This window comes from Arthrobacter sp. PGP41 (assembly GCF_002953935.1).
Lineage (GTDB): Bacteria > Actinomycetota > Actinomycetes > Actinomycetales > Micrococcaceae > Arthrobacter.
This window is the reverse complement of the sequence record NZ_CP026514.1, coordinates 3526247-3548732: the sequence shown is the minus strand read 5'-3', so window position 1 is coordinate 3548732 and position 22486 is coordinate 3526247. Positions and strand designations below refer to the sequence as shown.

Here is a 22486-nt window from a genome sequence, read left to right as displayed (position 1 = left end):
CTTGACCCGCCCGCCATCCGGGGTCTAGATTTCGAGAAACCGATTACTCACGTGACGCCCGCCACTCATGGAAGCGTTTCTGCAACGACGGAGAACCGAAGGGAGCTTGGCCATGCTGGCCGGAAATTTCAATGCACGGGCCTACTCGTTCTTTGACACGCTGCTGTGGATAGCCTGCCTCAACTTGCTGTGGATCCTTTTCACCCTGCTCGGCCTTGGTGTCCTGGGCGCCGGTCCTGCAACAGCCGCGGCGCAGATCCTGGTCCGGCGGAGGGCCCGCGGAGAAGCGGCTCCGCTGCTCCGGTCCTTTACCAGGGAATACTTCGCGAACTTCATCCGGGCCAACGCCCTGGCACTGCCTGTCATGGCGGTGGGTGTTGCCCTGGCCATGAACTGGAACTACTCATCCGGCGCAGGGGACCTGGTGTCCCAGCTCGTCGCGGCCGGCACCTTCGTGGCGGCTATCTTCCTTGCGGGCGTGGTCTGCTACCTCTTCCCCATGTACGCCCGCTACGAACTGCCCCTGGGGCGCTACCTGATGACCTGCTCCCGGTTCGCTGTCCGCCACCTTGCGGGGACCGTAATCCTGCTCTTCATCACGGCCGCAACTGCCTATGCAAGCCGGGCGCTGCCGGGACTCATTCCGTTCTTCAGCATCGGTGCCTGGCTGTACGTCACCGGCTGGTTGTGCGACAGGTTCTTTGCCGCGAACGACGAGTCCGTCGCCGCCCTCGCGGCGAGCCAGGAATGCAGCGGGGCCGTGGCCATCACGGGCGGCGCCAGCACCGCCGTCGGACGCTCCACCCCGCAGGGGGCGCCCGTTGGATGAGCCGCTCCCTGTCTGCGCGGACCGCGGTGAAACGTATCAACGAGTCTGACCGAATCCCGGTAGCCCCAATTCAATGACTTGCACCAACTGACCCCGGCGGATAAGCCCCGGATCCAACCCCGAAGAAGTGGAAAAGGAACAACATGTTTACCAGAAAACTCGGCCTGGCCGCCGCCGTCGTGACCGCCACGGCCCTGACGCTCACAGCCTGCGGAGGCGGTGAAACCCCGTCCGCGGACATGGCCACCATCAACGTGATGGCCCCGTTCCTCGAGGCGCAGCCGCCCACTGCTGACGGCGCCGTGCAGCAGAAGCTGGAGGAACTCACGGGGAAGGACGTCAATATCACCTGGACGCCTAACGCCTCCTACGAGGACAAGATGAACATCACCCTTGCCTCATCCGAGATTCCCCACGTCCTGGTGGTCCAAAGCAAATCGCCGGGCTTCGTCAAGAATGCCGAAGCGGGTGCCTTCTGGGACCTCACGGATAAGCTCAAGGACTACCCCAACCTGAAATCCACTTCCCCGGCGGTGGAGCAGAACGCCAGCATCAATGGCAAGGTTTACGGCGTCTACCGCGCCCGCAATCCGATCCGCTCGGCTGTCATGTTCCGCCAGGACTGGCTGGACAAACTGGGGCTGCAGGCGCCCAAAACCACCGAGGACCTCTACAGGGTGGCCAAGGCCTTCACGGAAAAGGACCCGGACGGCAACGGCCAGAACGATACCTGGGGCATCACCATCCCGAAGTGGGGCGCATTGGGGTCCAACAGCCCCTACGACATGATCGAAACCTGGTACGGCGCCGGCAACCGCTGGACCGAACGGGACGGGAAACTGATCCCGAGCTTCGAGACTGAAGAGTTCATCGAAGCCAACCGCTTCGTCAAGAAAATGGTGGATGAGAAGCTCATCAACCCGGACTTCGCCACCTTCGACGGCACCAAGTGGAACGAGCCCTTCTTCAATGGCAAGGGCGGCATCATTGTCGACGTCGACTCCCGCGTCAGCGTGCTGATCAACCTGTTCAAGCAGGCCAACCCCAACGACTTCGAAAACAAGGTCGGCTTTGTCGGTGGGCTCGAAGGCCCGGACGGTGAACTGCACACACATCCCACGGACGGGTACTCAGGCTTCCTGGCCATCCCCAAGACCAGCGTCCGCACCGAGGCAGAGCTGAAGACCGTCCTCGAGTTCCTGAACAAGATGAACTCCAAAGAAACGGCCGTCCTGCTGAACAACGGCATCGAGGGCGTGAACTTCACGGTTGAGGACGGCAAGGCCGCCACCATCAAGCCTGAGACCCCTGAAGGCAAGGTGGTCAACACCGACATCAAGAGCTACGCCCAGCTGGGAATGAACGTCACGGGCAACAACTTCTACCCGGTCAAGCAGGCCTCGGACTACGAGCAGGAAGTCTTCGATAAGCGGGTTGAAGTCATGGCAGAGGACCTCAAGAGCGCGGTCTACAACCCGGCAGCCGCCTTCGTCTCACCCACCTACGTGGCCAAGGGTGCGCAACTGGACAACATCGTGGCGGACGCCCGGATCAAGTACCTGGCCGGCCAGATTGATGAGCAGGGCCTGAAGGATGCCATCAAGCTGTGGAAGACCAGCGGCGGCGACAAGGTCCAGGAAGAGATCAACAAGCTCTGGCAGGACAACAAGTAAATGGCAGCCCCTGTCATTGACACCCAGGCCGGGGAGCGGGCGCAGTCCGTGTCCGCTCCCCGGCCGCGGGGCAGGTTTTCCGTCCATTTCGCGCACTACAAGTGGCTGTACCTCCTGCTGTTGCCCGGCGTGCTCTATTTCGCCGTGTTCCGCTACGCCCCGATGTACGGGGTGTCGATTGCGTTCAAGGACTATGTCCCGTTCCTCGGCGTGAACGGCAGCCCGTGGGTGGGGTTCCAGCATTTCCAGGACTTCTTCGCCAACCCGGACTTCCCCAGGCTGCTGGGCAACACGCTGATCCTGGCGTTCCTGAACCTGGGGATCGCCTTTCCGCTGACCATCGTCCTGGCGCTGCTGCTGAATGAGGTCCGCCTCTCCATCCTCAAGCGCACCGTGCAGACCCTGGTCTATATCCCGCACTTTTTGTCGTGGACCATCGTGGCGTCGCTGAGCTTCCTGCTGTTCGCCCTGGACTTCGGCCCGCTGTTCCTGTTCGTCAACAACGTGCTGGGCACGGACATCGACTTCCTCTCCGACCCGGCCTGGTTCCGGCCGCTGATCGTGCTCCAGGAGATCTGGAAGAACACCGGCTGGGGCACCATCATCTTCCTCGCCGCCCTGGCCACCGTGGACCAGGACCAGTACGAGGCCGCCATCATTGACGGCGCCGGCCGGTTCCGCCGGGTCTGGCACATCACCCTGCCCGGGATCCGCTCCACCATCATCGTGATGCTCATCCTCGCGATCGGGCAGATGCTCAACACCGGCTTCGAGCAGATCTACCTGATGACCAACGCCCTGAACCGCGACGTCGCTGACGTCTTCGACACCTACGTCTACTTCGTGGGCATCACCCAGGGCGCCTACTCCTACTCCACCGCGGTGGGCCTGTTCAAATCCCTGGTGGGCATCGTGTTGATCTTCGGCACCAACGCCCTGGCCAAGCGGTTCAACCAGAGCGGACTGTTCTAATGAAGATTCACAACACCCCCGGCGGCCGGATCTTCGACGCCGCGAACTACGCCTTCCTGACCCTGGTCGGCATCATCACCCTGCTGCCGTTCATTTATGTCTTCGCCGGCTCCTTCGCCACCGAAGCCGAAATCACCCGGCGGGCCTTCTTCGTCTGGCCCGAACAGTTTTCCTTCGGCTCCTACGAGTACATCTTCTCCACCCCGGCGTTCATCCGCGCATTGGTCACCACCGTCCTGGTCACAGCCGTGGGCACCGGGGTCCAGCTGATCCTGACAGTGACCATGGCCTACCCGCTGGCCAAACGGAACCTCCGCGGCCGCAAGCTCATCCTGTCCCTGGTGGTCTTCGCCATGGTCTTCTCCGGCGGCATGATTCCCACCTTCCTGCTGGTCAAGGACCTCGGCCTGCTGAACAGCTACTGGGCCCTGGTCCTGCCGGCGGCCATCAACCCGTTCAGCCTCATCATTATCAAGAACTTCTTCCAGGAACTTCCCGCTGAACTCGAGGAGTCCGCGAAGATGGACGGCGCTACCGAGGTCGGGATCCTCTGGCGCATCCTGCTGCCGCTGTCCAAACCCGTCCTGGCCACGTTCGCCCTGTTCTACGCCGTCGGCATCTGGAACGACTTCATGTCACCCCTGCTCTACCTGAGCGACAACACCAAATGGACGCTGCAGATGTACCTGCGCCAGGTCACGGCTTCCTCGGACCTGCTCGGCACCGGCAACGTGGACCCCAATTACATCCCGCCGGAACAGGGCATCAAATTCGCGGTCATCGTGGTGGCAACCCTGCCCATCCTGGTCTTCTACCCGTTCCTGCAAAAACACTTCGCCAAGGGCATGCTCATCGGCTCCGTCAAGGGCTGATGGGGGAGCCGGACTACCAGAAAGCACAGCATGAAAATCCTGCTCGCCGGAGATTCGACGGTGGCCAACTGCCCCACGCATGAGTACCCCATGAGCGGCTGGGGAGCGCAGCTTGCGCCGCACGTCCACAGGCGGGCGGCTGTGCACAACTTCGCCAAAGGCGGGGCAAGCACGGAGTCCTTCCGGGAGGAGGGGCTGTGGGGCCGGCTGCTCTCGGAAGCGGCGGAAGGGGACCTGGTGCTGATCCAGTTCGGCCACAACGACCAGAAGAGGCAGCACCTTGCGGCCCGCACAGGTTACGCGGCGAACCTGCGCACCATGGCCGGGGACGTGCGGAGCCGCGGGGCTCTTCCCGTCCTGTGCACCCCGGTGGAGCGGCGGCACTTCCCGGACGCGCCGCCGTCGGACACTGCTTCGGAAAGGATCCTGGAGCCGAGCCTGGAGGACTACCCGGAGGTGGTCAGGGAAATCGGCCTGGAGCTGGGACTTCCGGTGGTTGACCTGAACGCGTGGACGCGCGGGCTTTACCTTCGCCTGGGCCGGGAGGAATCCGCGTCCCTCTTCTGCCACTTTGCGCCGGGCACGCACGCATACTGGCCGGACGGGCTGGCGGACAACACCCACTTTTCCCAGCGGGGAGCCGCCCTGGTGGCGGAGTATGTTGCCGCGCAGCTCCACGAGCTGGGGCTGGCCGCGGACGGTGTATTGAGTACGACGGCGGGGCGCAGCTAAGTGGGCGCGACTGGCTGGGGAACGCCTGGCCCGGGGACGAAGGTGCTCTACAGCAACGCACTGACCGGGCCGGGGGATGTTGCGGACTGGGTGGCGGAAGGACCGCTTGCCAGGGCCGGCTACGGCGGTGCGCTGGAACTTTCCGGTTCGCTTGACGACGCGGAATTCGGCGACCACGCGCACTGGACGTTCTGGTGCCCGGTGGAGTTCCCGGATGGAATCCGGATCAGCTGGGAGTTCCTTCCGCTGGAGGAGCCGGGCCTGGCCATGATCTTCTTCGCTGCCCGGGGGCACGGCGGGCGGGACCTGTTTTCGCCCGGGCTCGCACCGCGGACGGGGTACTACCCGCAATACCATTCCGGGGACATCGATGCCCTGCACATCTCCTACTTTCGGCACAAGTACGAGTCAGAGCGGGCCTTTCGGACCTGCAACCTGCGCAAGAGCGCGGGTTTTGAGCTGGTGGCACAGGGTGCCGATCCGTTGCCGCCGGCCGGGGACGCGGTGGACTTCTACCGCCTGGAGGTGGTGAAGGACGGGCCGCGCGTGGCCTTTTCCATCAACGGGTTGCCGCTGCTTGAGTGGCAGGATCCGTCCGGCAAAGTGCTTGGCGCCGGCTACCTGGGCTTCCGGCACATGGCGCCGCTCCGGGCGGCCTACCGGCACCTGGTGGTGGAGGAACTCTAGCTAGGGAGCGGGATCCGCCTTGTGTTTCGTCGGCCGGTAGCCCGCGAGTTCGGCGCGGACGTCACCCTCCTCATGCTGGCCCTTCTCCTTGCCGAACGGCAGGGCCTTCAGCAGCGGGTGCAGGACGGCCATCACGGCGAGGCCCCACACGAGTCCCAGGACGGCTGAGCACAGGGTGTTCACGAGCCAGGCCAGGAGGCCGCCAATGCCCGCGATTCCGGCCACCGGGGCCTCGAGGGCATGCACCAGATCGTACGGCAGATGCCAGCCGAGGTCGTAGGCCCCCTGCAGCATGATGTGGCCGCCAACCCACAGCATGGCGACTGTCCCGATCAGGGTGATTGCGGACAGCACGGCAGGCATCCCCTTGACGAGCAGCTCGCCGAAGCGTTGCGAGCCCGCAGATTCCTTGGCGGCCAGGTGCAGGCCAATGTCATCCATCTTGACGATCAGTGCCACCGCACCATACACAAGCACCGTGATGGCGAGGGCCACGACCACGAGAATGACAGCCCGGGCCCAGATGGATTCGGCGGCCACCTCGTTCATCGAGATGACCATGATCTCGCAGGACAGGATGAAGTCTGTGGTGATGGCGCCCTTGACCACCTTCGCCTCCGCCTCCGGACCCCGCTGGACGGCCGGTGCTTTTTCGTCCGCGTGGTCCCGGCGGAGCTTGTGCCAGACCTTCTCGGCACCTTCGAAGCACAGGTACGTGCCGCCCAGCATGAGAATGAACGGGATGGCCCACGGGAGGAAGGCGCTGATGAGCAGCAGGGCCGGCAGGATGATGAGCAGCTTGTTCCGGAGCGAGCCCCAGAAGATCCGCTTGATCATGGGCAGTTCGCGGGACGGGTCCGCCCCGGAGACGTACTGCGGGGTGACAGCGGCGTCGTCGATGACCACGCCGGCGGCCTTGGCTCCTGCCTTGGCGGCTCCGGCTGCGACGTCGTCCACAGAGGCGGCCGCGATGCGGGCCAGGGCTGCGACGTCGTCCAGCAGGGCGACGAGGCCGCCGCTCACAGACCGCTCCCGCAGAGTTGGCGTTCCGTCGGCTGGGCGTGGCTGCCTGGATGCAGGCGCGTGATCGGCATGCTGAGATTATACGGTGGCGGGCAGCCGGGCCCGGGCTGCGCCGCAGCGGGCGGCCAGTATTCCTTCGAACTTCGCCCCTACCGCAGCCGGTCAGGCCCCGGCGACCGGGAGCACCATCAGGTAACCGGCCGGCAGTTCGCTGCTCCAGCGCCGCGGCTCGCGGACCACGAATTGCGTGGCCAGCTCCTCCGGAGTGAGCAGGCTGTTGGGCGCGGGTGACAGGCCCCACTGCGCGCTGCCGTGCGGGTAGAGCGGATCCTGGACGCGGACGCCGGTGACGGAGAACTCCTGGAACCGTGCGGGGTCGCCGGTCGACTCGAAGCCGCTCATCACCCACGCGTGGCGGCCGCGCCACATGACCAGCCCCACTGGCCGGCCCGTGGCGGCGATGGCGCGTGCCGCCGTCTGGAGCGCGGTCCCGTAGTCGGCGATGCTGACTACCGTGTATGGCCCCATGCCAACTTCCGTCAGCACCTGCGCCCACCCGAGGGGGTTGGCGCCGTTGAACGAGTTGGACGACCTGGCCCGGGCCATCTCCCACAGTTCGCCCTGCTGGGTAGAGCCTGTCCACGTGCCGCCGCCCGTGTCGTCCACGAGGTTGTGGGCCATTTGGATGCTCGCTGCCACACACCAGTCAAAGGTGTACTGCGGCACGAAGTCGCCCTCCTGGTAAAGGTTGAGGGCGAACGGCTGGGGTGCCGGCGGCGGGGCGGGCGGAGCGGCTGATGCCGGGGGCGGGGCGGTCGGGGCCGCTGTTGCCGGCGGCGGGGAAGCCGGGGCCGCTTGCCCGGTTACGGCGGCGTTAATGCCGACGGCGGGCGTGCAGGCCCCGAGGAAGGCGGCCAGGACGAGGAGCCAGGCCAAGAGACGGAGACGGGCGCCGGCCATGCTTCAGTCTAGCGCCGCGCGGCGCGGCAGGCCCTGGCGCGAGGCCGGTTTCGTGCCCGACGCCGGCCCGGGAATCCGTGCCCTCAAAAGGCGTACCGGATGCGGCAGTAAGGAGCGATTTTCCCAATCAGGGCGGTCAGTTGCCGTACGTAGCCGGCCTTGGTTCCGGAGCGGTAGCGGACGTTGGTGAAGCCGTTGGATGAGACCTTCGCCTCCTGGAGGTCCGGGCGCCACAGCACGCTCTCAGCCTGCGGATGCCAGCCGAGGTTAACCTCATGGAGCCGTTCATTGTGCGTCAGGAAGATGATTTCCGCAGCCAGCTGGGACTTCGCAGCGTCACTCAGCGTCGCGTCGAGTTGGCGCAGCAGCTCCTCCCAGTCGCTGAGCCAGGTGTCCGTGATAATGACGGGGGAGAAGTTCACGTGCACCTCATAGCCGGCGTCGACGAAGTCGTTGATGGCTGCCATGCGTTCAGCCACCGGCGAGGTGCGGACGTCGATCGATTTCGCCAAAGCCGCAGGCATAAGGGAGAAACGGATCCGGGTGTGGCCGCCGTGGTTCCAGCCCAGCATCGCCGGGTTGACGTACTTGGTGGCAAAGGACAGCTTGGCGGTAGGCAGGTCGCGGAAGAGTGTGACCAGATCCTCCACGTTGTCGCTGACAAGGGCGTCCACGGAGCAGTCACTGTTCTCACCGATGTCGTAGACCCAGAGCTCCGGATCGCACTGGTTGGGCTCGAGCTTGATGCCCTGGCGCGTAACGTGGCGCTCCAGCGACCCCGCAATCTGGTCAATGTTCGCGAACACGGTGACGGGATTGCTGTACCCCTTGTGCCGGGGTACGTAGCAGTAGGCACACGCCATGGCGCAGCCGTTCGCGGTTGAAGGCGCAATGAAGTCCGCGGACCGGCCGTTCGGTTTGACGGTCAACCCCTTTTTGACGCCGAGGACCAACGCCTCCGTTTTGATCCGGGACCAGCGCGGCACGTTCGTCTCATCACCGTGCACATCCGGGATGTTCCAGTGGTTCTCGACAGGAATGATGTCGGCGTCCGGCCACCGTTCCACGATGTCCCTGCCCCTAGGCAGTTCCAGCGCGGCAGGCTGCGCGTAGATGCGGCGGATCTGCAGCAGCCGGTTGAAGTCCATCAGGCCATTGTTGCAAGAAGCGGGGATGGCTTCGGAGGCATACGGCAAGATAGGGAGGAAACAGGAGCGCGCCTAGGGAGGGAGGCAGGTTATGGAGCCTGTAATTGTCGAGGGCGGCAAGGGGACGGTGGAGCTCCGCTCCGACGGCATCATCCACCTGATCTGGGAACCAAAGGTCCGGATAGAACTGCAGGACGCCCGGGCGGCCATGGCCGCCGTTAACCGGATAGCGGGCGACAGCACTTACCCGATGCTGGTGGACATGGCCACCACCGAGGACGTCACCAGGGCGGCCCGAGCGGTCTTCTCCATCCCCTGTGCTGCCAACCGGATTGCGCTCCTGGGAGCAAGCCCAGTAGACCGGATCATCGCAAACTTCTTCCTGGGCGTCCACATCCCGCCCTGCCCCACCCGGTTTTTCACCTCCCGGACAGAGTCCATGAGCTGGCTGCAGGAAGGCAGCTAACCGGAGGCTGCCTACTTAACCGGACACTGCCCACTTAACCGGACAGTGCCGCATCAGCCGCCTGCGGAAGTCCCCGTGCTCTGCCGGACCACCAGCTCAGGCGTGAAGACCACTGAACGGTGCGTGGGGTTCTGGGACTCCACCTCTTCGGCGAGGAGTTCGATCGCGGTGCGCCCCAGCGCCTCCGTGGGCTGCCGGATGGAGGACAGCGGAACCACGGCCGAGACGGCGAAGTCAATGTCGTCATAGCCAATCAGCGCAACGTCCTCGGGGATGCGGAACGTGTGGGTCATGGTCAGGGACTGCATGACCCCCAGCGCCAAGAGGTCGTTGGCGCAGAAGATGCCGTCCGGGAGTTCTTCCCGGCCCCGCTCCACCAGCGCGTTTCCCACGCTTCGCCCGGCCAGGACCGTCATCGCGTCCGATGCCAGGACCTCCAGCGTGGCACCGGGTTCTTCGATGATGGCACGCTGCGCGCCCTGCAGGCGGTCCGCGACCTGCCGGATGGAGGTGGGGCCACCCACAAAGGCCAGCCGACGGCGGCCGGTGTCCAGCAGGTGCCGCGCAGCCAGGTACCCGCCGGCGTCGTCGTCCACTGCTACGGAGCTGAACTTACCCTCGTCAGCCAGCCGGTCCACCAGCACAGTGGGTACGCCGCGCTCGCGGAGGACGTCAAGGCGCTCCGTCACATCACCCACCGGGGAGATCAGCAGCCCCTGGACGCGCTGTTCCTGGAACAGATCGATGTAGTTGGCTTCCCGGCCGGCGTCGTGGCCGCTGTCCCCAAGGAGCACCGCACTGCCGTGGAGGGCAGCGGCGTCCTCGGCCGCGCGCACCACGGAGGTGAAGAACGGGTTGCCCACGTCCAGGACGATCAGGCCGATGGTGCGGCTGTGGCCGGCGCGCAATTGGCGGGCGGCGTCGTTACGGACGAAACCCAGCTCATCGATCGCCTTGAGCACCCGGTCCCTGGTCCGCTGCGAGACCCTGTCAGGATAATTCAGCACATTTGAGACCGTGCCCACCGCCACGCTGGCATGGTTGGCGACGTCCTTGATACTGGCTGAGCGGTTCATGATTCTCCGTGCTGCTGTGTGATGTGCCACGCGTTCGGGCCGCTGTACGGACCGCTTGCCGGAATGCTTGACACCTACTCCTGTTCAAGAGTACTTTGAATCGTAACAATGAAACGATTCAAAGTTTCCGCGAGTTTAGGAGAGTCCGGCATGAGGGTGTGTTTCCGCTCATCGGTCCAGCCAGCGCTGATTGGCGAATACCGCCGGCGGCATGCCGCCGTGTGGCCGGAGATGCTGCGGGCACTCAAGGACGCCGGCTGGAACAACTACTCCCTGTTCCTGGCCGAGGACGGGCTCCTGGTTGGCTACGTGGAATGCGACGATTTCGATGCCGTCCGCGCCCGCATGGCACTCACCGAGGTCAACGCCCGGTGGCAGGCGGAAATGGGCACGCTTTTTGAAAACCCAGGCCAGGCTCCCGACGAAGGGTTCCAGGTCCTGGAGGAAGTCTTCAACCTTGACAGCCAGCTTGCGGCGGCACAGGCCTCCACCTCCTAAAGCCGGCGGGCCGGCAAACAACAGGCTCCAGCAGCGGGGCAGCATCCAGCAGACCAACAGCATCACAAGACACCGGAAAGAACCATCATGAATGACGTAGCAACGGCGCTGGGCAGGCTCGGGGAGCTTGCCATTGAGGTCCCTTCGTGGGCTTATGGAAATTCGGGTACGCGATTCAGGGTGTTCGGCACGCCTGGCACCCCGCGCACTGTGCAGGAGAAGCTGGCGGACGCCGCGAAGGTCCATGAACTGACCGGCCTGGCGCCCACGGTGGCGCTGCACATCCCGTGGGACAGGGTGGATGACTACTCGGCGTTGAAGGAGTACGCGGCCGGCCTGGGCGTTGGCCTGGGCACCATCAACTCCAACACGTTCCAGGATGACGAGTACAAGTTCGGTTCGCTGACCTCGTCCAATGAGTCCGTGCGCCGCCGGGCCATTGACCATCACCTGGACTGCATTGAGATCATGCACGCCACGGGTTCCAAGGACCTGAAGGTCTGGCTGGCGGACGGCACCAACTACCCGGGCCAGGATGACATGCGCGGCCGCCAGGACCGCCTGGCCGAGTCGCTGCAGGAGATCTACGCGGCCCTGGGGGACGGGCAGCGGCTGGTGCTGGAGTACAAGTTCTTCGAGCCGGCTTTCTATCACACCGATGTTCCGGACTGGGGCACCTCCTACGCCCAGACCCTGGCGCTGGGCGAGAAAGCGTTCGTCTGCCTGGACACCGGCCACCACGCCCCGGGCACCAATATCGAGTTCATCGTGATGCAGCTGCTGCGGCTGGGCAAGCTTGGCTCGTTCGATTTCAACTCCCGCTTCTACGCGGATGATGACCTGATTGTGGGCGCGGCGGATCCGTTCCAGCTGTTCCGGATCATGCATGAGGTGATCCGCGGCGGCGGGTTCGGCAAATCGTCAGGAAAAGAGTCCGGCGTCGCGTTGATGCTGGACCAGTGCCACAACCTGGAGGAGAAGATCCCGGGCCAGATCCGCTCGGTCCTGAATGTGCAGGAAATGACCGCCCGTGCCCTGCTCGTGGATACGGCGGCGCTGGCCGAGGCACAGCGCGCCGGTGACGTGCTCGCGGCCAACGGCATCTTCAACGATGCCTTCTACACCGACGTCCGGCCCGTCCTGGCCGAATGGCGTGAATCCCGCGGCCTGCCCGCGGACCCGCTGGCCGCGTTCAAGGCCAGCGGTTACCAGAAGAAGATCAACGAGGACCGCGTGGGCGGCCAGCAAGCCGGATGGGGCGCCTGATTAGTTATGACGAACAAGACTGTTGAAGAGCTGATTTCCCGTTCGAACCGCCTGGGCGCGGATAAGCGGAACACGAATTTTGCCGGGGGTAACACGTCCGCGAAGGGCACGGAGAAGGACCCGGTGACGGGCGAGGATGTCCGGTTGTTGTGGGTGAAGGGTTCGGGCGGGGACCTGGGGACGTTGAAGGCGGAGAACCTTTCGGTGCTGCGGCTGGACCGGCTGAACGCGTTGAAGAACGTCTACCCGGGTGTTGAGCGCGAAGACGAGATGGTGGCCGCGTTCGATTACTGCCTGCATGGCAAGGGCGGCGCCGCTCCCTCGATCGACACCGCGATGCACGGCCTGGTGGACGCGGCGCATGTGGACCACCTGCACCCGGATTCCGGGATCGCCATTGCAACCGCGGTGGACGGCGAGGCCCTGACCACCAAGATCTTCGGCAACAAAGTGGTGTGGGTGCCCTGGCGCCGGCCCGGGTTCCAGCTGGGCCTGGACATCGCGGCGATCAAGGACGCCAACCCGCAGGCCATCGGAACGATCCTGGGCGGGCACGGCATCACCGCCTGGGGCGCCACCTCCGAAGAAGCCGAGACCAACTCGCTCTGGATCATCGAACAGGCCGAGAAGTACATCCGGGACAACGGCAAGGCCGAACCGTTCGGGCCCAAACTGCCCGGCTATGGCGCGCTGCCGGAGGCGGAGCGGCGCGCGAGGGCCGCCGCGCTGGCGCCGGTGATCCGTGGCCTGGCCTCCACGGACAAGCCGGTCCTGGGGCACTTCAGTGATGACGCCGTCGTCCTGGACTTCCTGGCAGCTGCAGAGCACCCGCGCCTGGGTGCGTTGGGCACGTCCTGCCCGGACCACTTCCTGCGCACGAAGGTCAAGCCGCTGGTCCTGGACCTGCCCGCCGAGGCGTCCATCGAGGACTCCATTGCCCGGCTCAAGGAACTCCACGCGGAATACCGGACGGATTACCAGGCCTACTACGACCGTCACGCGACCCCGGAGTCCCCCGCGCTGCGCGGCGCGGACCCGGCCATCGTCCTGGTCCCGGGCGTGGGCATGTTCTCCTACGGGGCGGACAAGCAGACCGCCCGCGTCGCCGGCGAGTTCTATCTCAACGCGATCAACGTGATGCGCGGCGCCGAGGCGGTCTCCACCTACGCCCCGATCGAGGAATCCGAGAAGTTCCGGATCGAGTACTGGGCGCTGGAGGAAGCCAAGCTCGCCCGGATGCCCAAGCCCAAGTCCCACGCCACGCGCATCGCCCTGGTCACCGGCGCGGCCTCGGGGATCGGCAAGGCGATCGCCACCCGCCTCGCCGCGGAAGGCGCCTGCGTGGTCATCGCGGACCTGAACCTCGAGAACGCCCAGGCCGTCGCCGAGGAGCTCGGCGGGCCCGACGTCGCCATCGGTGTCCAGGCCGACGTCACGGACGAGGCGCAGGTCGCCGCAGCCATTGACGCCGCGGTGCTGGCGTTCGGCGGGGTGGACCTGGTGGTCAACAACGCCGGCCTGTCGATCTCCAAGCCGCTGCTGGAAACCACCGAGAAGGACTGGGACCTGCAGCACAACGTGATGGCCAAGGGCTCCTTCCTGGTGGCCAAGGCCGCCGCAAAGGTCATGATCGCCCAGGGCCTGGGCGGGGACATCATCTACATCTCCTCCAAAAACTCCGTGTTCGCCGGCCCGAACAACATCGCCTACTCCGCCACCAAGGCGGACCAGGCCCACCAGGTCCGGCTCCTCGCGGCCGAACTGGGCGAGCACGGCATCCGCGTCAACGGCATCAACCCCGACGGCGTGGTCCGCGGCTCCGGGATCTTCGCCGGCGGCTGGGGTGCCAAACGCGCCGCGGTCTACGGCGTGGACGAGCAGGAACTGGGCAAGTACTACGCCCAGCGCACCCTGCTCAAACGCGAAGTCCTGCCCGAACACGTGGCCAACGCCGCCGCGGTCCTGACCAGCAGCGAACTGTCCCACACCACCGGACTCCACATCCCCGTGGACGCCGGAGTAGCCGCAGCCTTCCTCCGATGAACACTGCACCCCACAGCGGATCCGCTCCGGCTCCGGCCGGGGCGGATTCCGCCGGTACAACCTCCAGTGTCTTCGCCGCCGTCGATATTGGCGCTTCCTCCGGCCGGGTCATCCTGGGCAGGGTCGCAGGACGCGGCGTGGAGCTGGAGGTGGTCCACCGCTTCCCCAACGGGGTGGTGGAGATCGACGGCGGCCTCCGCTGGGACTTCGACGCCCTCTTCGCGGAGGTGCTGAAGGGCCTGACGGCGGCGGGCACCGTCGCTGCCGTGCAGGGTGAGCGGATCGCCGGCATCGGCATCGACACCTGGGCCGTGGACTACGGACTGGTCAACGCCGCGGGCGAGCTGACGGCCCCGCCGTTCAGCTACCGCGATGACCGCAGCCGCGCCGCCGTCGAACCCGTGCACCGGAAACTGGACCCCGCCCGCCTCTACTCCACCACGGGGCTGCAGTTCCTGCAGTTCAACACGATCTACCAGCTGGCCAGCGAAAAGAACCTGGACGGTCTGCAGGCACTCCTGATCCCGGACCTCATCGCGTTCCTGCTCACCGGGCAGCGGCGGACCGAGGCGACCAACGCCTCCACCACCGGCCTGTTCGACGCCGTGGCGGGGGAGTGGGCCACCGAGTTCTTCACCGCCCTGGGACTGCGGAAGGACCTGTTCCCGCCGCTGATCCAGCCCGGTGAAACGATAGGCACCCTGCTGCCGGAGATCGCCGCCCGGGTGGGACTGCCGCAGGACACCCGCGTGGTGGCGGTCGGCTCGCACGACACCGCGTCCGCCGTCGCCGCCGTCCCCGCGCAAGCGGATGACGGCGAGGAGAACTTCGCGTACATCTCCTCGGGAACCTGGTCCCTGGTGGGGCTGGAACTGAAACACCCCGTCCTCACCGAAGCCGGCCGCGCGGCAAACTTCACCAACGAACGCGGCGTGGACGGCACCATCCGGTACCTCCGGAACATGGGCGGGCTCTGGCTGCTCAGCGAATGCCAGCGGACCTGGGAACAGGAGGGCTACCAGCCCGAACTTCCCGTACTCCTGGCCTCGGCTGCCGCTCTGCCGGCCGGCGGGCCGCAGATCAACCCGGACGACCCCTACTTCATCGCCCCGGACAACATGCCCGAACGCATCCGGGCCGCCGTTCGCCGCACCGGAGACGCGCTGCCCAACGATCCCGCGGCCATCACGCGGTGCATCATGGACAGCCTCGCCGCCGGCTATGCCCGCACCATCCACGACGCCGAACGCCTCGCGGACAGGGCCGTCGACGTGGTGCACGTAGTGGGCGGCGGCTCCCAGAACAGGCTGCTGTGCCAGCTCACGGCAGACGCCACGGGCAGGAAAGTAGTGGCAGGACCCGTGGAAGCCACCGCACTGGGCAACGTCCTGGTGCAGGCACGGGCGGCCGGTGCCGTCTGCGGCGGGCTGGCTGAGCTCCGTGCCCTGGTGGTGCAGGGCCATGACCTGCAGGTGTTCGCGCCGGAACTCTCGCGGCTGTAGCCTGACCGCTCTGCGACACGTCAATACAAGACAGGATTCGATAACCATGCCGCTCTTCGATCTCCCGCTCGCCCAGCTCCGTACCTACACCTCGGACGTGACGCCGCCGGAGGACCTGCGCGAATTCTGGGACGCAACCATCGCGGAAGCCCGGGCGTTCCCACTGGACGCCAGCTTTGAACCCGTGGAGAACTACCTTTCCGTCATCGACACCTTCGACGTGACCTTCGCCGGCTACGGCGGCGCTCCGGTCAAGGGGTGGCTGCACCTCCCAGCGCACCGGGAGCCTGATGCGGTGCTGCCGGTGGTGGTCCAGTACGTGGGATATTCCGGCGGGCGCGGGCTGGTCAACCAGGACACCCGGTGGGCGCAGGCCGGGTATGCGCACTTCATCATGGACACCCGGGGGCAGGGCTACGGCGGCACCCTCGGGGAGACGCCGGACCCGCACCCCTCCGCCGGGGACGTGGCCCATGCCGGCCTTATGACCCGCGGCATCGCCAACCGGGAGGGCTATTACTACCGCCGGGTCTACGCGGACGCCTTCCGGGCCGTGGAAGCTGCCCGGTCCCACCCCGCCGTCGACCCGTCCCGCGTGGTGCTGGCGGGCGTCAGCCAGGGCGGCGGCATCGTTGTGGCCGTCGCCGGCCTGGTGGCCGGAAGGCTCGACGGCGTCATCGCCGTCCTGCCGGACGTCCCCTTCCTGCAGGACTTCCCCCGGGCCATCGACATCACCCCGCGCGGGCCCTATCCCGAAATAGCGCAGTTCCTGGCCCGGCACCGGGACCGGTACGACGCCGCCCTCGCTGTGCTCCGCTATTTCGACGGCGTCAACCTGGCACGCTGGGCAACCGCGCCGGCGCTGTACTCGGCGGCGCAGATGGATGACATTTGCCCGCCGTCCACCGTCTTTGCCAGTTTCAATGCGTACGGGTCCGGGACGCCCGGCGGGCCGAACACCGGTGCTCCGAAAGAGATTGAGGTGTACAGGTTCAACAACCACGAGGGCGGCCAGGAACACCACTGGATAAGGCAGTTGCAGTTCCTCCGCAAGCTCCTGGGCTGACCCCGGCCCAACCAGGTCGCGCCAAGTGTCGTTCTGAATGCTCAAAACGACACATAGCGCTACCCAGATGGCCGGGATTTGGTGTGCGTCCCGAAGCGCGGCTATGGTTCATGGCATGACTAACCGTTGGTATGCGTATTTTTCGTTGGCTCTGGAGGGGCCCGCGTCTAACTGACACGCATCCAACTTTCCTTCAGAGCCAACAGGGCAGAGATTATTCTCTGCCCTTCGCCGTTTCTCCGGCGGGTTCTGATCCGGGCCCGCTTCCCATCTGGAACAGGACCCGAACATGAGCACCGCAACAGCAGAAGCATCCGCCACAGCCCAGGCCGCCGCCGGCGCCGAAGCCGCAAAATCGACGTCCAACCTGCGTGTCAGCGAATTCACCGCGCTGCCGACGCCCCAGGAAGTCATCGCGGAACTGCCGCTGGACGCCCGGGCGGCGGACGTCGTCGAACGCGGACGCGACGAAGTCCGCGCCATCATGGACGGCGTGGACGACCGCCTGCTGGTGATCGTGGGACCCTGCTCCATCCATGATCCGAAGGCGGGACTGGAGTACGCGCGGCGGCTGGTCAGCCAGGCCGAGAAGCACCGGGAAGACCTGCTCATCGTCATGCGGACCTACTTCGAGAAGCCCCGCACCACGGTGGGCTGGAAGGGCCTGATCAACGATCCCCGGCTGGACGGCAGCCACGACATGGTCACCGGCCTGCGGACCGCGCGGCGCTTCCTGCAGCAGGTCACCGCGCTGGGGCTGCCCACGGCCACGGAATTCCTGGAGCCGATCAGCCCGCAGTACATGGCGGATTTGATTTCCTGGGGCGCCATCGGAGCCCGCACCACCGAAAGCCAGATCCATCGGCAGCTTGCCTCGGGCCTGTCCATGCCCATCGGCTTCAAGAACGGGACCGACGGCGACCTCCAGGTAGCCATTGACGCCTGCGGTGCTGCGGCGGCGGCCCAGGCTTTCCTCGGCATTGACGGCGAAGGCCGGGCCGCGCTGGTGTCCACGGCCGGAAACCCTGACGCCCATGTCATCCTCCGCGGCGGACGCAAGGGACCGAACTACTCTGCCGCCGACGTCGAGGCAGCCTCGGCAAAGCTGGCAGGCAAGCAGCTGAACCCCCGCCTCATCGTCGACGCCAGCCACGCCAACAGCGGCAAGAGCCACCACCGCCAGGCCGAAGTGGCCCTGGAGATCGGTGCCCAGCTGGAAGACGGCGGCACTGCGGCCCAGGCTATTGCCGGCGTCATGCTGGAAAGCTTCCTGGTGGGCGGCGCGCAGAACCTTGATGTTGCAGACCACGCCGCGGGACGCCCGGAGCTGGTGTACGGGCAGAGCGTCACGGACGCCTGCATGGAGTGGGATGTTTCGGTCTCTGTCCTGGACCAGCTGGCCGCCTCCGCCCGCAAGCGGAGGAAGTCGGCTCCCACTAAATAGGGGACGAAATAGGGGACCGTACTACTTTCACTTCTGCCACAGGAACATCTAGAGTATCTGGTAGGTGGTTGGTGGATGGCTCAGCATCGGAACACCGCATTGGCATGAACATGGGGTCACTGTTGTCCATCCGTCAGCAAAGGAATATGGGAAATGTCGCCAGAACAGAACTTCTCAAACGCGAAGTTCCTCACCGTGGCTGAAGTCGCCCAGGTTATGCGGGTGTCCAAGATGACCGTGTACCGGCTGGTCCACTCCGGCGAAATGCCCGCAGTGCGCTTTGGACGCTCCTACCGCGTCCCGGAACAGGCGGTGGAGCAGTACCTCAAAGGTGCTGTGGTGGACGGCCACACCGAGACCGCCTGACCAGTTTGTCCTTAGCCGCCTCCCGGAAGCGGTACCCTGTTAAGGAACGTTTTACGTCATTGTAAGAATCTGTCAGTTGTTCAGTTCGTAGCTCTGTCCACGAACCTTTTCCATCAGACAGGTACTGCATCTAGTTTGTGAGGAACTTTCGTGGGTTCAGTTATTAAGAAGCGTCGCAAGCGTATGGCCAAGAAGAAGCACCGCAAGCTGCTTCGCAAGACCCGTCACCAGCGCCGCAACAAGAAGTAGCAATACTTCGAACTGCGTGGAAAAGCCCGCCGCCTTCCGAGGTGGCGGGCTTTTCTGTTGCTGCCTGCCCAAACTAGGTAGCGCTAGGTGTCGGTATGGGGGCTCAAAACGACACTTGCTGCTACCTAGATGCGGGGGCCCCGGATGCGGGCGAACCCCTTCCAGAGTCCGTAGACGGCACCGCAGGCCGTTGCTGCCTTGAGCCCGAGCGTGGCTGCCCGGCGGCCTGCACGGAAGTCGTAGACGGGCCAGTTGTTGTCCCGGGCGTGCCGGCGCAGGCGGGCATCCGGGTTGATGGCCACGGGGTGCCCCACCAGGGTCAGCAGGGGGATGTCGTTGTAGGAGTCGCTGTAGGCCCAGCAGCGCATCAGGTCCAGCTCTTCGGCGTCGGCCATGGCCCGGACGGCAACGGCCTTGGCGGAGCCGTGCAGGATGTCCCCCACCAGCCGGCCCGTATACATGCCGTCATGTATTTCGCCCACCGTTCCCAAGGCTCCAGTCAGTCCCAGCCGGGTGGAAATCACGGTGGCCACTTCGATGGGCGTGGCGGTCACCAGCCACACCCGGCGGCCAACCCGCAGGTGCTGCTCCGCCAAGGCTTTGGCGCCGGGCCAGATCCTCGAGGCGATCATCTCGTCGTAGACCTCTTCGCCCAAGGCTTTCACGTCGTCGACCGTGATCCCCGCGGCCAGGGTCAACGCGGAGTCGCGCACCGCATGGACATCGTCGATGTTCTCGCCGCGGGCCACGAACTTGAACTGCTTCCAGGCAAAGCCGGCTGCCTGGGTCATGGTGAAGGCGCCGCGCTGGTGCATCTTCCGTGCAACGTGGAAAAGGCTGGCGCCGCGCATCAGGGTGTTGTCCACATCGAAGAACGCCGCCTCGCCAGGCTGCGGCGCAGCAACCGGCTTGGTGACTACGGCGACGTACTTCTCCTCGGGCATGGACTCGAGTCTAGTCAATCCACTGTTGATTCCACTGCGCTCCAGCGCTGGACGTCGCCGCGCCCGGGCAACGGGGATACCGTTAAGGCATGGCCACACCCCGCGTCCTCCTCATCACCAAAGAAGACTGCCACCTTTGCGAAGACGCGCGCGACGCCGTCGGGCGGGTTACGGCCTCCCTGGGACTTGAGTGGAACGAGGAGTTGGTGGACCACCAGCCGGAACTACGTGAGCGCTACGCGGAGGAAATCCCCGTGGTGCTGGTGGATGGCGTGCAGCGCGATTTCTGGAAGATTGACGAAGCCCGCCTTGAACGCGTGCTCCGGCAGGCAATGGCGCAGTAGGGGAGCAGCTCCTGTGATGGCGCGGGCACCGGCGTCACCTGCTTTGTTGGCAATGCTGATGGGGCTCTAGAGTGGAGTCACAACGCAATGCGAGGGAGGAGCTGGTGGCTTCGCTGGATTCAACTCCCCAGGCTGTTCCGGACCTGCCGGGAGCCACGGGCACGGCAGCCAAGCAGATTCCGCCGGCTGCGGTGGCGCGGCTGACCCTCTACCTGCGCGCCCTCAACACCCTGCTCGCCGAGGGGGTGGAGCGGGTCTCCTCAGAATCCCTCGCCGAGGCTTCCGGCGTCAGCTCCGCAACCCTGCGCAAGGACCTCTCCCACGTTGGTTCGTATGGAACCCGCGGTGTGGGCTACGAGGTGCAGTACCTTAGCCGGCACATCGCCGCCGCCCTGGGACTTACGCACGACTGGAAAGTGGCGATCGTGGGTGCCGGCAACCTGGGCAAGGCCCTGGCCCGGTACGGCGGCTTTGAATCCCGCGGCTTCGACGTAGTTGCCATTTTTGACGCGGACCAGATGGTGGTGGGCAACGAAGTGGGCTGGCTGCGGGTCAGCGATGTGGCGGACCTGGAAACCGTGTTGCACCGGACCGGGGCCAACATGGTGGTGCTGGCCCTGCCGGCCGCCGTGGCCCAGGACGTTTGCGACCGGGTGGTGGCGGCCGGCGTCCGCAGTATCCTGAGTTTCGCGCCCGTGATGCTCCAGGTGCCGGAGGGGGTCAACCTCCGCAAAGTAGACATGGCAACGGAGCTGCAGATCCTGGCCTACCACGCACAGCGGGCGCAGGCCCCGGGGCAGACCGCCTAGCTTCCTTCGCGGTTCTGGCTGCTTCGGGGACCCACGCCCGCAGGGTGGTTTGTGCCCGGACTACCGGCCGTAGGGGTTGCCCATGTTGCCGCCGTACGGATTGGCAAACGGCTGCTGCTTCCGGAAATACGGAGCTGCCGCCGGAAGGTAGAGCAGCACAATGGCCGCGATTCCCAACAGCGTGCCGATGGTTGCGAAACTGGGAGGGCCGAAGAGGCCGAGGACGGAAAGTGCCGCAAAGACGGTGCCCAGGACGCGTGCCCAGTTCTTGCCCTTGCGGACAAAGAATGCCACCAGCAGGTACAGTGCCAGGCCGATGATGGTGAAAACCACCAGGGTGCCGGCGATGACGCCCTTCATATCCTCGTACGTGACCCCCGCGCCGGTGCCCTGGACCTGGCTGTCGAAGACATCGCGGAACCGGGGATCATCCAGCGTGGCGAGGCCGGCAAGCGCCGAGACAACGAAAATGGCGGCCGAGGCGATCAGCAGCCAGAACGAAATGTTGACCAGCTGGGGAACGCCCGTGCTTCCGGACGGCTGCGGCTGCTCCGACGGGTACTGCGCGTAGGGCGACTGCCCAAACGGCTGCTGCCCGTAGCCCGGAGCCCCCGGCGGGTTCTGTCCGTACTGCGGCGGGTTCTGCCCGTACTGGGGTACGCCGGACTGCTGGCCGTACTGGGGTGCGTTCTGTCCGTACTGGGGTGCGCCGGACTGGGGTGCGTTCTGTCCGTACTGGGGTGCGCCGGACTGCGGGGCGTTCTGGCCGTAGCGCGGACCCTGCGTGCCAGGCCCGGACTCGGGATCGTTCGGAACGGGAGGCGGGACAGGGGGAGTACTCATGAGCGTTCCTTTTGCATGTCGGGTTCCAGGGAGGCTGCAGGGAATAGACCTGTGCCCTACCCCCAGCATGGCTTAAGTCCACCGTACCCCCGGGCGGACGGCTTGTGGGTCATTCGGAAGAGGTATTCCCGCGCCGTCCTGCTGCGGCAAAGAAGGCCTGGGAACGGGGCAGCCAGAGAAGGACCGTAGCGGCCAGGCTGATGAGGGAGGCAGCCCAGTTGCCCGCCTGGCCCACGCCCATGGCCCCGTTGGCAACGGCCAGGACCAGGGTAATGCCGGTGAGGGCCGTCAGGCCCAGCCGTGCCCGGCGCTTCCCCTCTTTCATGGCGAGGGCGAACACGATCTGGGCTGCCCCCACGCCGGCCGCCAGCACCATGAGCAGCAGCACCAGGGTCGCGGCTCCCGGCGCAGCAACAAAGAGCACCAGGGACGCGAGCATGCCGAGGATTCCTCCCAGCAAGCCCAGCATGCCGCCCATGAACCAAATCCAGAACGAGACCTTGAGTCCGGTGGGAAGGCCCGCCACCGCGAACATCCGGGTGAAACCGGTCCGGGGCGCGCTGGGAGAGTTGCTCATGGCCCTCACTGTAAACCCCTCCGGCGAGGGGGAGGGGAGCGGGGAACCTAACGGGGAACTTAAAAGGAGGCACCCCGGCACCGGACTGCGGAAGTCC

At 65.6% G+C, this 22486-nt stretch carries 24 protein-coding genes; 17 read left to right on the top strand and 7 right to left on the bottom strand.

The genetic code is table 11. From position 1 onward, the window contains the following. Positions 1 to 112 precede the first annotated feature (112 nt). From C3B78_RS16280 to C3B78_RS16255, 6 genes are all read left to right on the top strand, one after another. On the top strand, positions 113 to 829 hold the full coding sequence (locus C3B78_RS16280; protein ID WP_104999847.1) for a YesL family protein: 717 nt from the start codon (positions 113 to 115) through the stop codon (positions 827 to 829). A 143-nt stretch (positions 830 to 972) separates the two neighbouring features. After that, positions 973 to 2502 (top strand): extracellular solute-binding protein, encoded by a 1530-nt coding sequence (locus tag C3B78_RS16275; RefSeq protein ID WP_104998980.1) that lies wholly within the window; start codon positions 973 to 975, stop codon positions 2500 to 2502. Next, positions 2503 to 3474: an ABC transporter permease gene (locus tag C3B78_RS16270; RefSeq protein ID WP_104998979.1), complete on the top strand. Its 972-nt coding sequence runs from the start codon at positions 2503 to 2505 to the stop codon at positions 3472 to 3474. It begins immediately after the preceding gene. Beyond that, complete coding sequence (locus C3B78_RS16265; RefSeq protein WP_104998978.1) at positions 3474 to 4346, top strand: carbohydrate ABC transporter permease; 873 nt, start codon at positions 3474 to 3476, stop codon at positions 4344 to 4346. The genes C3B78_RS16270 and C3B78_RS16265 overlap by 1 nt, the downstream gene beginning before the upstream one ends. A 30-nt stretch (positions 4347 to 4376) precedes the next feature. Continuing rightward, the gene (locus tag C3B78_RS16260) at positions 4377 to 5078 is read left to right on the top strand and encodes a rhamnogalacturonan acetylesterase (protein ID WP_104998977.1); all 702 of its coding nucleotides are present in this window, start codon (positions 4377 to 4379) and stop codon (positions 5076 to 5078) included. Positions 5079 to 5120: 42 nt separating this feature from the next. Next, positions 5121 to 5765 (top strand): DUF1961 family protein, encoded by a 645-nt coding sequence (locus C3B78_RS16255; RefSeq protein ID WP_234005436.1) that lies wholly within the window; start codon positions 5121 to 5123, stop codon positions 5763 to 5765. Here the strand turns inward: C3B78_RS16255 and C3B78_RS16250 are convergent, their stop codons facing one another. The 3 genes from C3B78_RS16250 to C3B78_RS16240 form a co-directional block, all read right to left on the bottom strand. Then, complete coding sequence (locus C3B78_RS16250; protein ID WP_104998975.1) at positions 5766 to 6788, bottom strand: DUF808 domain-containing protein; 1023 nt, start codon at positions 6786 to 6788, stop codon at positions 5766 to 5768. A gap of 162 nt (positions 6789 to 6950) precedes the next feature. Further along, a complete protein-coding gene (locus C3B78_RS16245) occupies positions 6951 to 7748 on the bottom strand; it encodes a hypothetical protein (RefSeq protein ID WP_104998974.1) in 798 nt (265 codons plus the stop codon). 83 nt (positions 7749 to 7831) lie between these two features. Then, positions 7832 to 8896 carry a spore photoproduct lyase family protein gene (locus C3B78_RS16240; protein ID WP_104998973.1) on the bottom strand — a complete coding sequence of 355 codons (1065 nt, stop codon included), beginning with the start codon at positions 8894 to 8896 and terminating at the stop codon, positions 7832 to 7834. Positions 8897 to 8987: 91 nt separating this feature from the next. Between C3B78_RS16240 and C3B78_RS16235 the strand changes: the two genes are divergently transcribed. Continuing rightward, positions 8988 to 9362 (top strand): DUF7793 family protein, encoded by a 375-nt coding sequence (locus C3B78_RS16235; protein WP_104998972.1) that lies wholly within the window; start codon positions 8988 to 8990, stop codon positions 9360 to 9362. 53 nt (positions 9363 to 9415) lie between these two features. On the opposite strand, the gene C3B78_RS16230 is transcribed toward C3B78_RS16235, so the two are convergent. Next, on the bottom strand, positions 9416 to 10438 hold the full coding sequence (locus tag C3B78_RS16230; RefSeq protein ID WP_104998971.1) for a LacI family DNA-binding transcriptional regulator: 1023 nt from the start codon (positions 10436 to 10438) through the stop codon (positions 9416 to 9418). Between the two features lie 150 nt (positions 10439 to 10588). Between C3B78_RS16230 and C3B78_RS16225 the strand changes: the two genes are divergently transcribed. The 8 genes from C3B78_RS16225 (at position 10589) to C3B78_RS16190 (ending at position 18872) form a co-directional block, all read left to right on the top strand. Beyond that, positions 10589 to 10936 (top strand): L-rhamnose mutarotase, encoded by a 348-nt coding sequence (locus C3B78_RS16225; protein ID WP_104998970.1) that lies wholly within the window; start codon positions 10589 to 10591, stop codon positions 10934 to 10936. 87 nt (positions 10937 to 11023) lie between these two features. Further along, positions 11024 to 12202 (top strand): L-rhamnose isomerase, encoded by a 1179-nt coding sequence (gene rhaI / locus C3B78_RS16220; protein WP_104998969.1) that lies wholly within the window; start codon positions 11024 to 11026, stop codon positions 12200 to 12202. 6 nt (positions 12203 to 12208) lie between these two features. After that, positions 12209 to 14245 (top strand): bifunctional aldolase/short-chain dehydrogenase, encoded by a 2037-nt coding sequence (locus tag C3B78_RS16215; protein ID WP_104998968.1) that lies wholly within the window; start codon positions 12209 to 12211, stop codon positions 14243 to 14245. Further along, positions 14242 to 15747 carry a rhamnulokinase gene (locus C3B78_RS16210; protein ID WP_104998967.1) on the top strand — a complete coding sequence of 502 codons (1506 nt, stop codon included), beginning with the start codon at positions 14242 to 14244 and terminating at the stop codon, positions 15745 to 15747. Before C3B78_RS16215 ends, C3B78_RS16210 begins: the two co-directional genes overlap by 4 nt. A 46-nt stretch (positions 15748 to 15793) precedes the next feature. Continuing rightward, a complete protein-coding gene (locus tag C3B78_RS16205; RefSeq protein WP_104998966.1) occupies positions 15794 to 16813 on the top strand; it encodes an acetylxylan esterase in 1020 nt (339 codons plus the stop codon). A 289-nt stretch (positions 16814 to 17102) separates the two neighbouring features. Continuing rightward, complete coding sequence (locus C3B78_RS16200; protein WP_104998965.1) at positions 17103 to 18257, top strand: 3-deoxy-7-phosphoheptulonate synthase; 1155 nt, start codon at positions 17103 to 17105, stop codon at positions 18255 to 18257. Positions 18258 to 18410: 153 nt separating this feature from the next. Then, positions 18411 to 18623 (top strand): helix-turn-helix domain-containing protein, encoded by a 213-nt coding sequence (locus C3B78_RS16195; protein ID WP_104998964.1) that lies wholly within the window; start codon positions 18411 to 18413, stop codon positions 18621 to 18623. A gap of 150 nt (positions 18624 to 18773) precedes the next feature. Then, entirely contained in the window at positions 18774 to 18872 is a 99-nt protein-coding gene (locus tag C3B78_RS16190; protein ID WP_003792170.1) for a 30S ribosomal protein bS22, read from the top strand. A 125-nt stretch (positions 18873 to 18997) separates the two neighbouring features. Here C3B78_RS16190 and C3B78_RS16185 read toward each other — a convergent pair whose 3' ends face one another. Next, the gene (locus C3B78_RS16185) at positions 18998 to 19816 is read right to left on the bottom strand and encodes an HAD family hydrolase (RefSeq protein ID WP_104998963.1); all 819 of its coding nucleotides are present in this window, start codon (positions 19814 to 19816) and stop codon (positions 18998 to 19000) included. A gap of 89 nt (positions 19817 to 19905) precedes the next feature. Between C3B78_RS16185 and C3B78_RS16180 the strand changes: the two genes are divergently transcribed. Continuing rightward, on the top strand, positions 19906 to 20160 hold the full coding sequence (locus tag C3B78_RS16180; RefSeq protein ID WP_104998962.1) for a glutaredoxin family protein: 255 nt from the start codon (positions 19906 to 19908) through the stop codon (positions 20158 to 20160). A 104-nt stretch (positions 20161 to 20264) separates the two neighbouring features. Next, complete coding sequence (locus C3B78_RS16175; protein WP_104998961.1) at positions 20265 to 20969, top strand: redox-sensing transcriptional repressor Rex; 705 nt, start codon at positions 20265 to 20267, stop codon at positions 20967 to 20969. A 60-nt stretch (positions 20970 to 21029) separates the two neighbouring features. On the opposite strand, the gene C3B78_RS16170 is transcribed toward C3B78_RS16175, so the two are convergent. Together C3B78_RS16170 and C3B78_RS16165 are read right to left on the bottom strand one after the other, a co-directional pair. After that, positions 21030 to 21812 carry a hypothetical protein gene (locus C3B78_RS16170; RefSeq protein WP_104998960.1) on the bottom strand — a complete coding sequence of 261 codons (783 nt, stop codon included), beginning with the start codon at positions 21810 to 21812 and terminating at the stop codon, positions 21030 to 21032. A gap of 109 nt (positions 21813 to 21921) precedes the next feature. Beyond that, positions 21922 to 22389, bottom strand: a complete 468-nt coding sequence (locus tag C3B78_RS16165) for a hypothetical protein (protein WP_104998959.1) — start codon at positions 22387 to 22389, stop codon at positions 21922 to 21924. Positions 22390 to 22486 lie beyond the last annotated feature (97 nt).

Excerpts from the sequence above, each read along its gene's own strand:
- C3B78_RS16280 (WP_104999847.1), top strand. The coding sequence starts at position 113 with ATGCTGGCCGGAAATTTCAATGCACGGGCCTACTCGTTCTTTGACACG.
- C3B78_RS16260 (WP_104998977.1), top strand. The coding sequence starts at position 4,377 with ATGAAAATCCTGCTCGCCGGAGATTCGACGGTGGCCAACTGCCCCACG.
- C3B78_RS16240 (WP_104998973.1), bottom strand. The coding sequence starts at position 8,896 with ATGGACTTCAACCGGCTGCTGCAGATCCGCCGCATCTACGCGCAGCCT.
- C3B78_RS16185 (WP_104998963.1), bottom strand. The coding sequence starts at position 19,816 with ATGCCCGAGGAGAAGTACGTCGCCGTAGTCACCAAGCCGGTTGCTGCG.
- C3B78_RS16230 (WP_104998971.1), bottom strand. The coding sequence starts at position 10,438 with ATGAACCGCTCAGCCAGTATCAAGGACGTCGCCAACCATGCCAGCGTG.
- C3B78_RS16275 (WP_104998980.1), top strand. The coding sequence starts at position 973 with ATGTTTACCAGAAAACTCGGCCTGGCCGCCGCCGTCGTGACCGCCACG.
- C3B78_RS16215 (WP_104998968.1), top strand. The coding sequence starts at position 12,209 with ATGACGAACAAGACTGTTGAAGAGCTGATTTCCCGTTCGAACCGCCTG.
- C3B78_RS16235 (WP_104998972.1), top strand. The coding sequence starts at position 8,988 with ATGGAGCCTGTAATTGTCGAGGGCGGCAAGGGGACGGTGGAGCTCCGC.
- C3B78_RS16170 (WP_104998960.1), bottom strand. The coding sequence starts at position 21,812 with ATGAGTACTCCCCCTGTCCCGCCTCCCGTTCCGAACGATCCCGAGTCC.
- C3B78_RS16265 (WP_104998978.1), top strand. The coding sequence starts at position 3,474 with ATGAAGATTCACAACACCCCCGGCGGCCGGATCTTCGACGCCGCGAAC.
- C3B78_RS16245 (WP_104998974.1), bottom strand. The coding sequence starts at position 7,748 with ATGGCCGGCGCCCGTCTCCGTCTCTTGGCCTGGCTCCTCGTCCTGGCC.
- rhaI (WP_104998969.1), top strand. The coding sequence starts at position 11,024 with ATGAATGACGTAGCAACGGCGCTGGGCAGGCTCGGGGAGCTTGCCATT.
- C3B78_RS16270 (WP_104998979.1), top strand. The coding sequence starts at position 2,503 with ATGGCAGCCCCTGTCATTGACACCCAGGCCGGGGAGCGGGCGCAGTCC.
- C3B78_RS16200 (WP_104998965.1), top strand. The coding sequence starts at position 17,103 with ATGAGCACCGCAACAGCAGAAGCATCCGCCACAGCCCAGGCCGCCGCC.
- C3B78_RS16165 (WP_104998959.1), bottom strand. The coding sequence starts at position 22,389 with ATGAGCAACTCTCCCAGCGCGCCCCGGACCGGTTTCACCCGGATGTTC.
- C3B78_RS16210 (WP_104998967.1), top strand. The coding sequence starts at position 14,242 with ATGAACACTGCACCCCACAGCGGATCCGCTCCGGCTCCGGCCGGGGCG.
- C3B78_RS16180 (WP_104998962.1), top strand. The coding sequence starts at position 19,906 with ATGGCCACACCCCGCGTCCTCCTCATCACCAAAGAAGACTGCCACCTT.
- C3B78_RS16225 (WP_104998970.1), top strand. The coding sequence starts at position 10,589 with ATGAGGGTGTGTTTCCGCTCATCGGTCCAGCCAGCGCTGATTGGCGAA.
- C3B78_RS16205 (WP_104998966.1), top strand. The coding sequence starts at position 15,794 with ATGCCGCTCTTCGATCTCCCGCTCGCCCAGCTCCGTACCTACACCTCG.
- C3B78_RS16195 (WP_104998964.1), top strand. The coding sequence starts at position 18,411 with ATGTCGCCAGAACAGAACTTCTCAAACGCGAAGTTCCTCACCGTGGCT.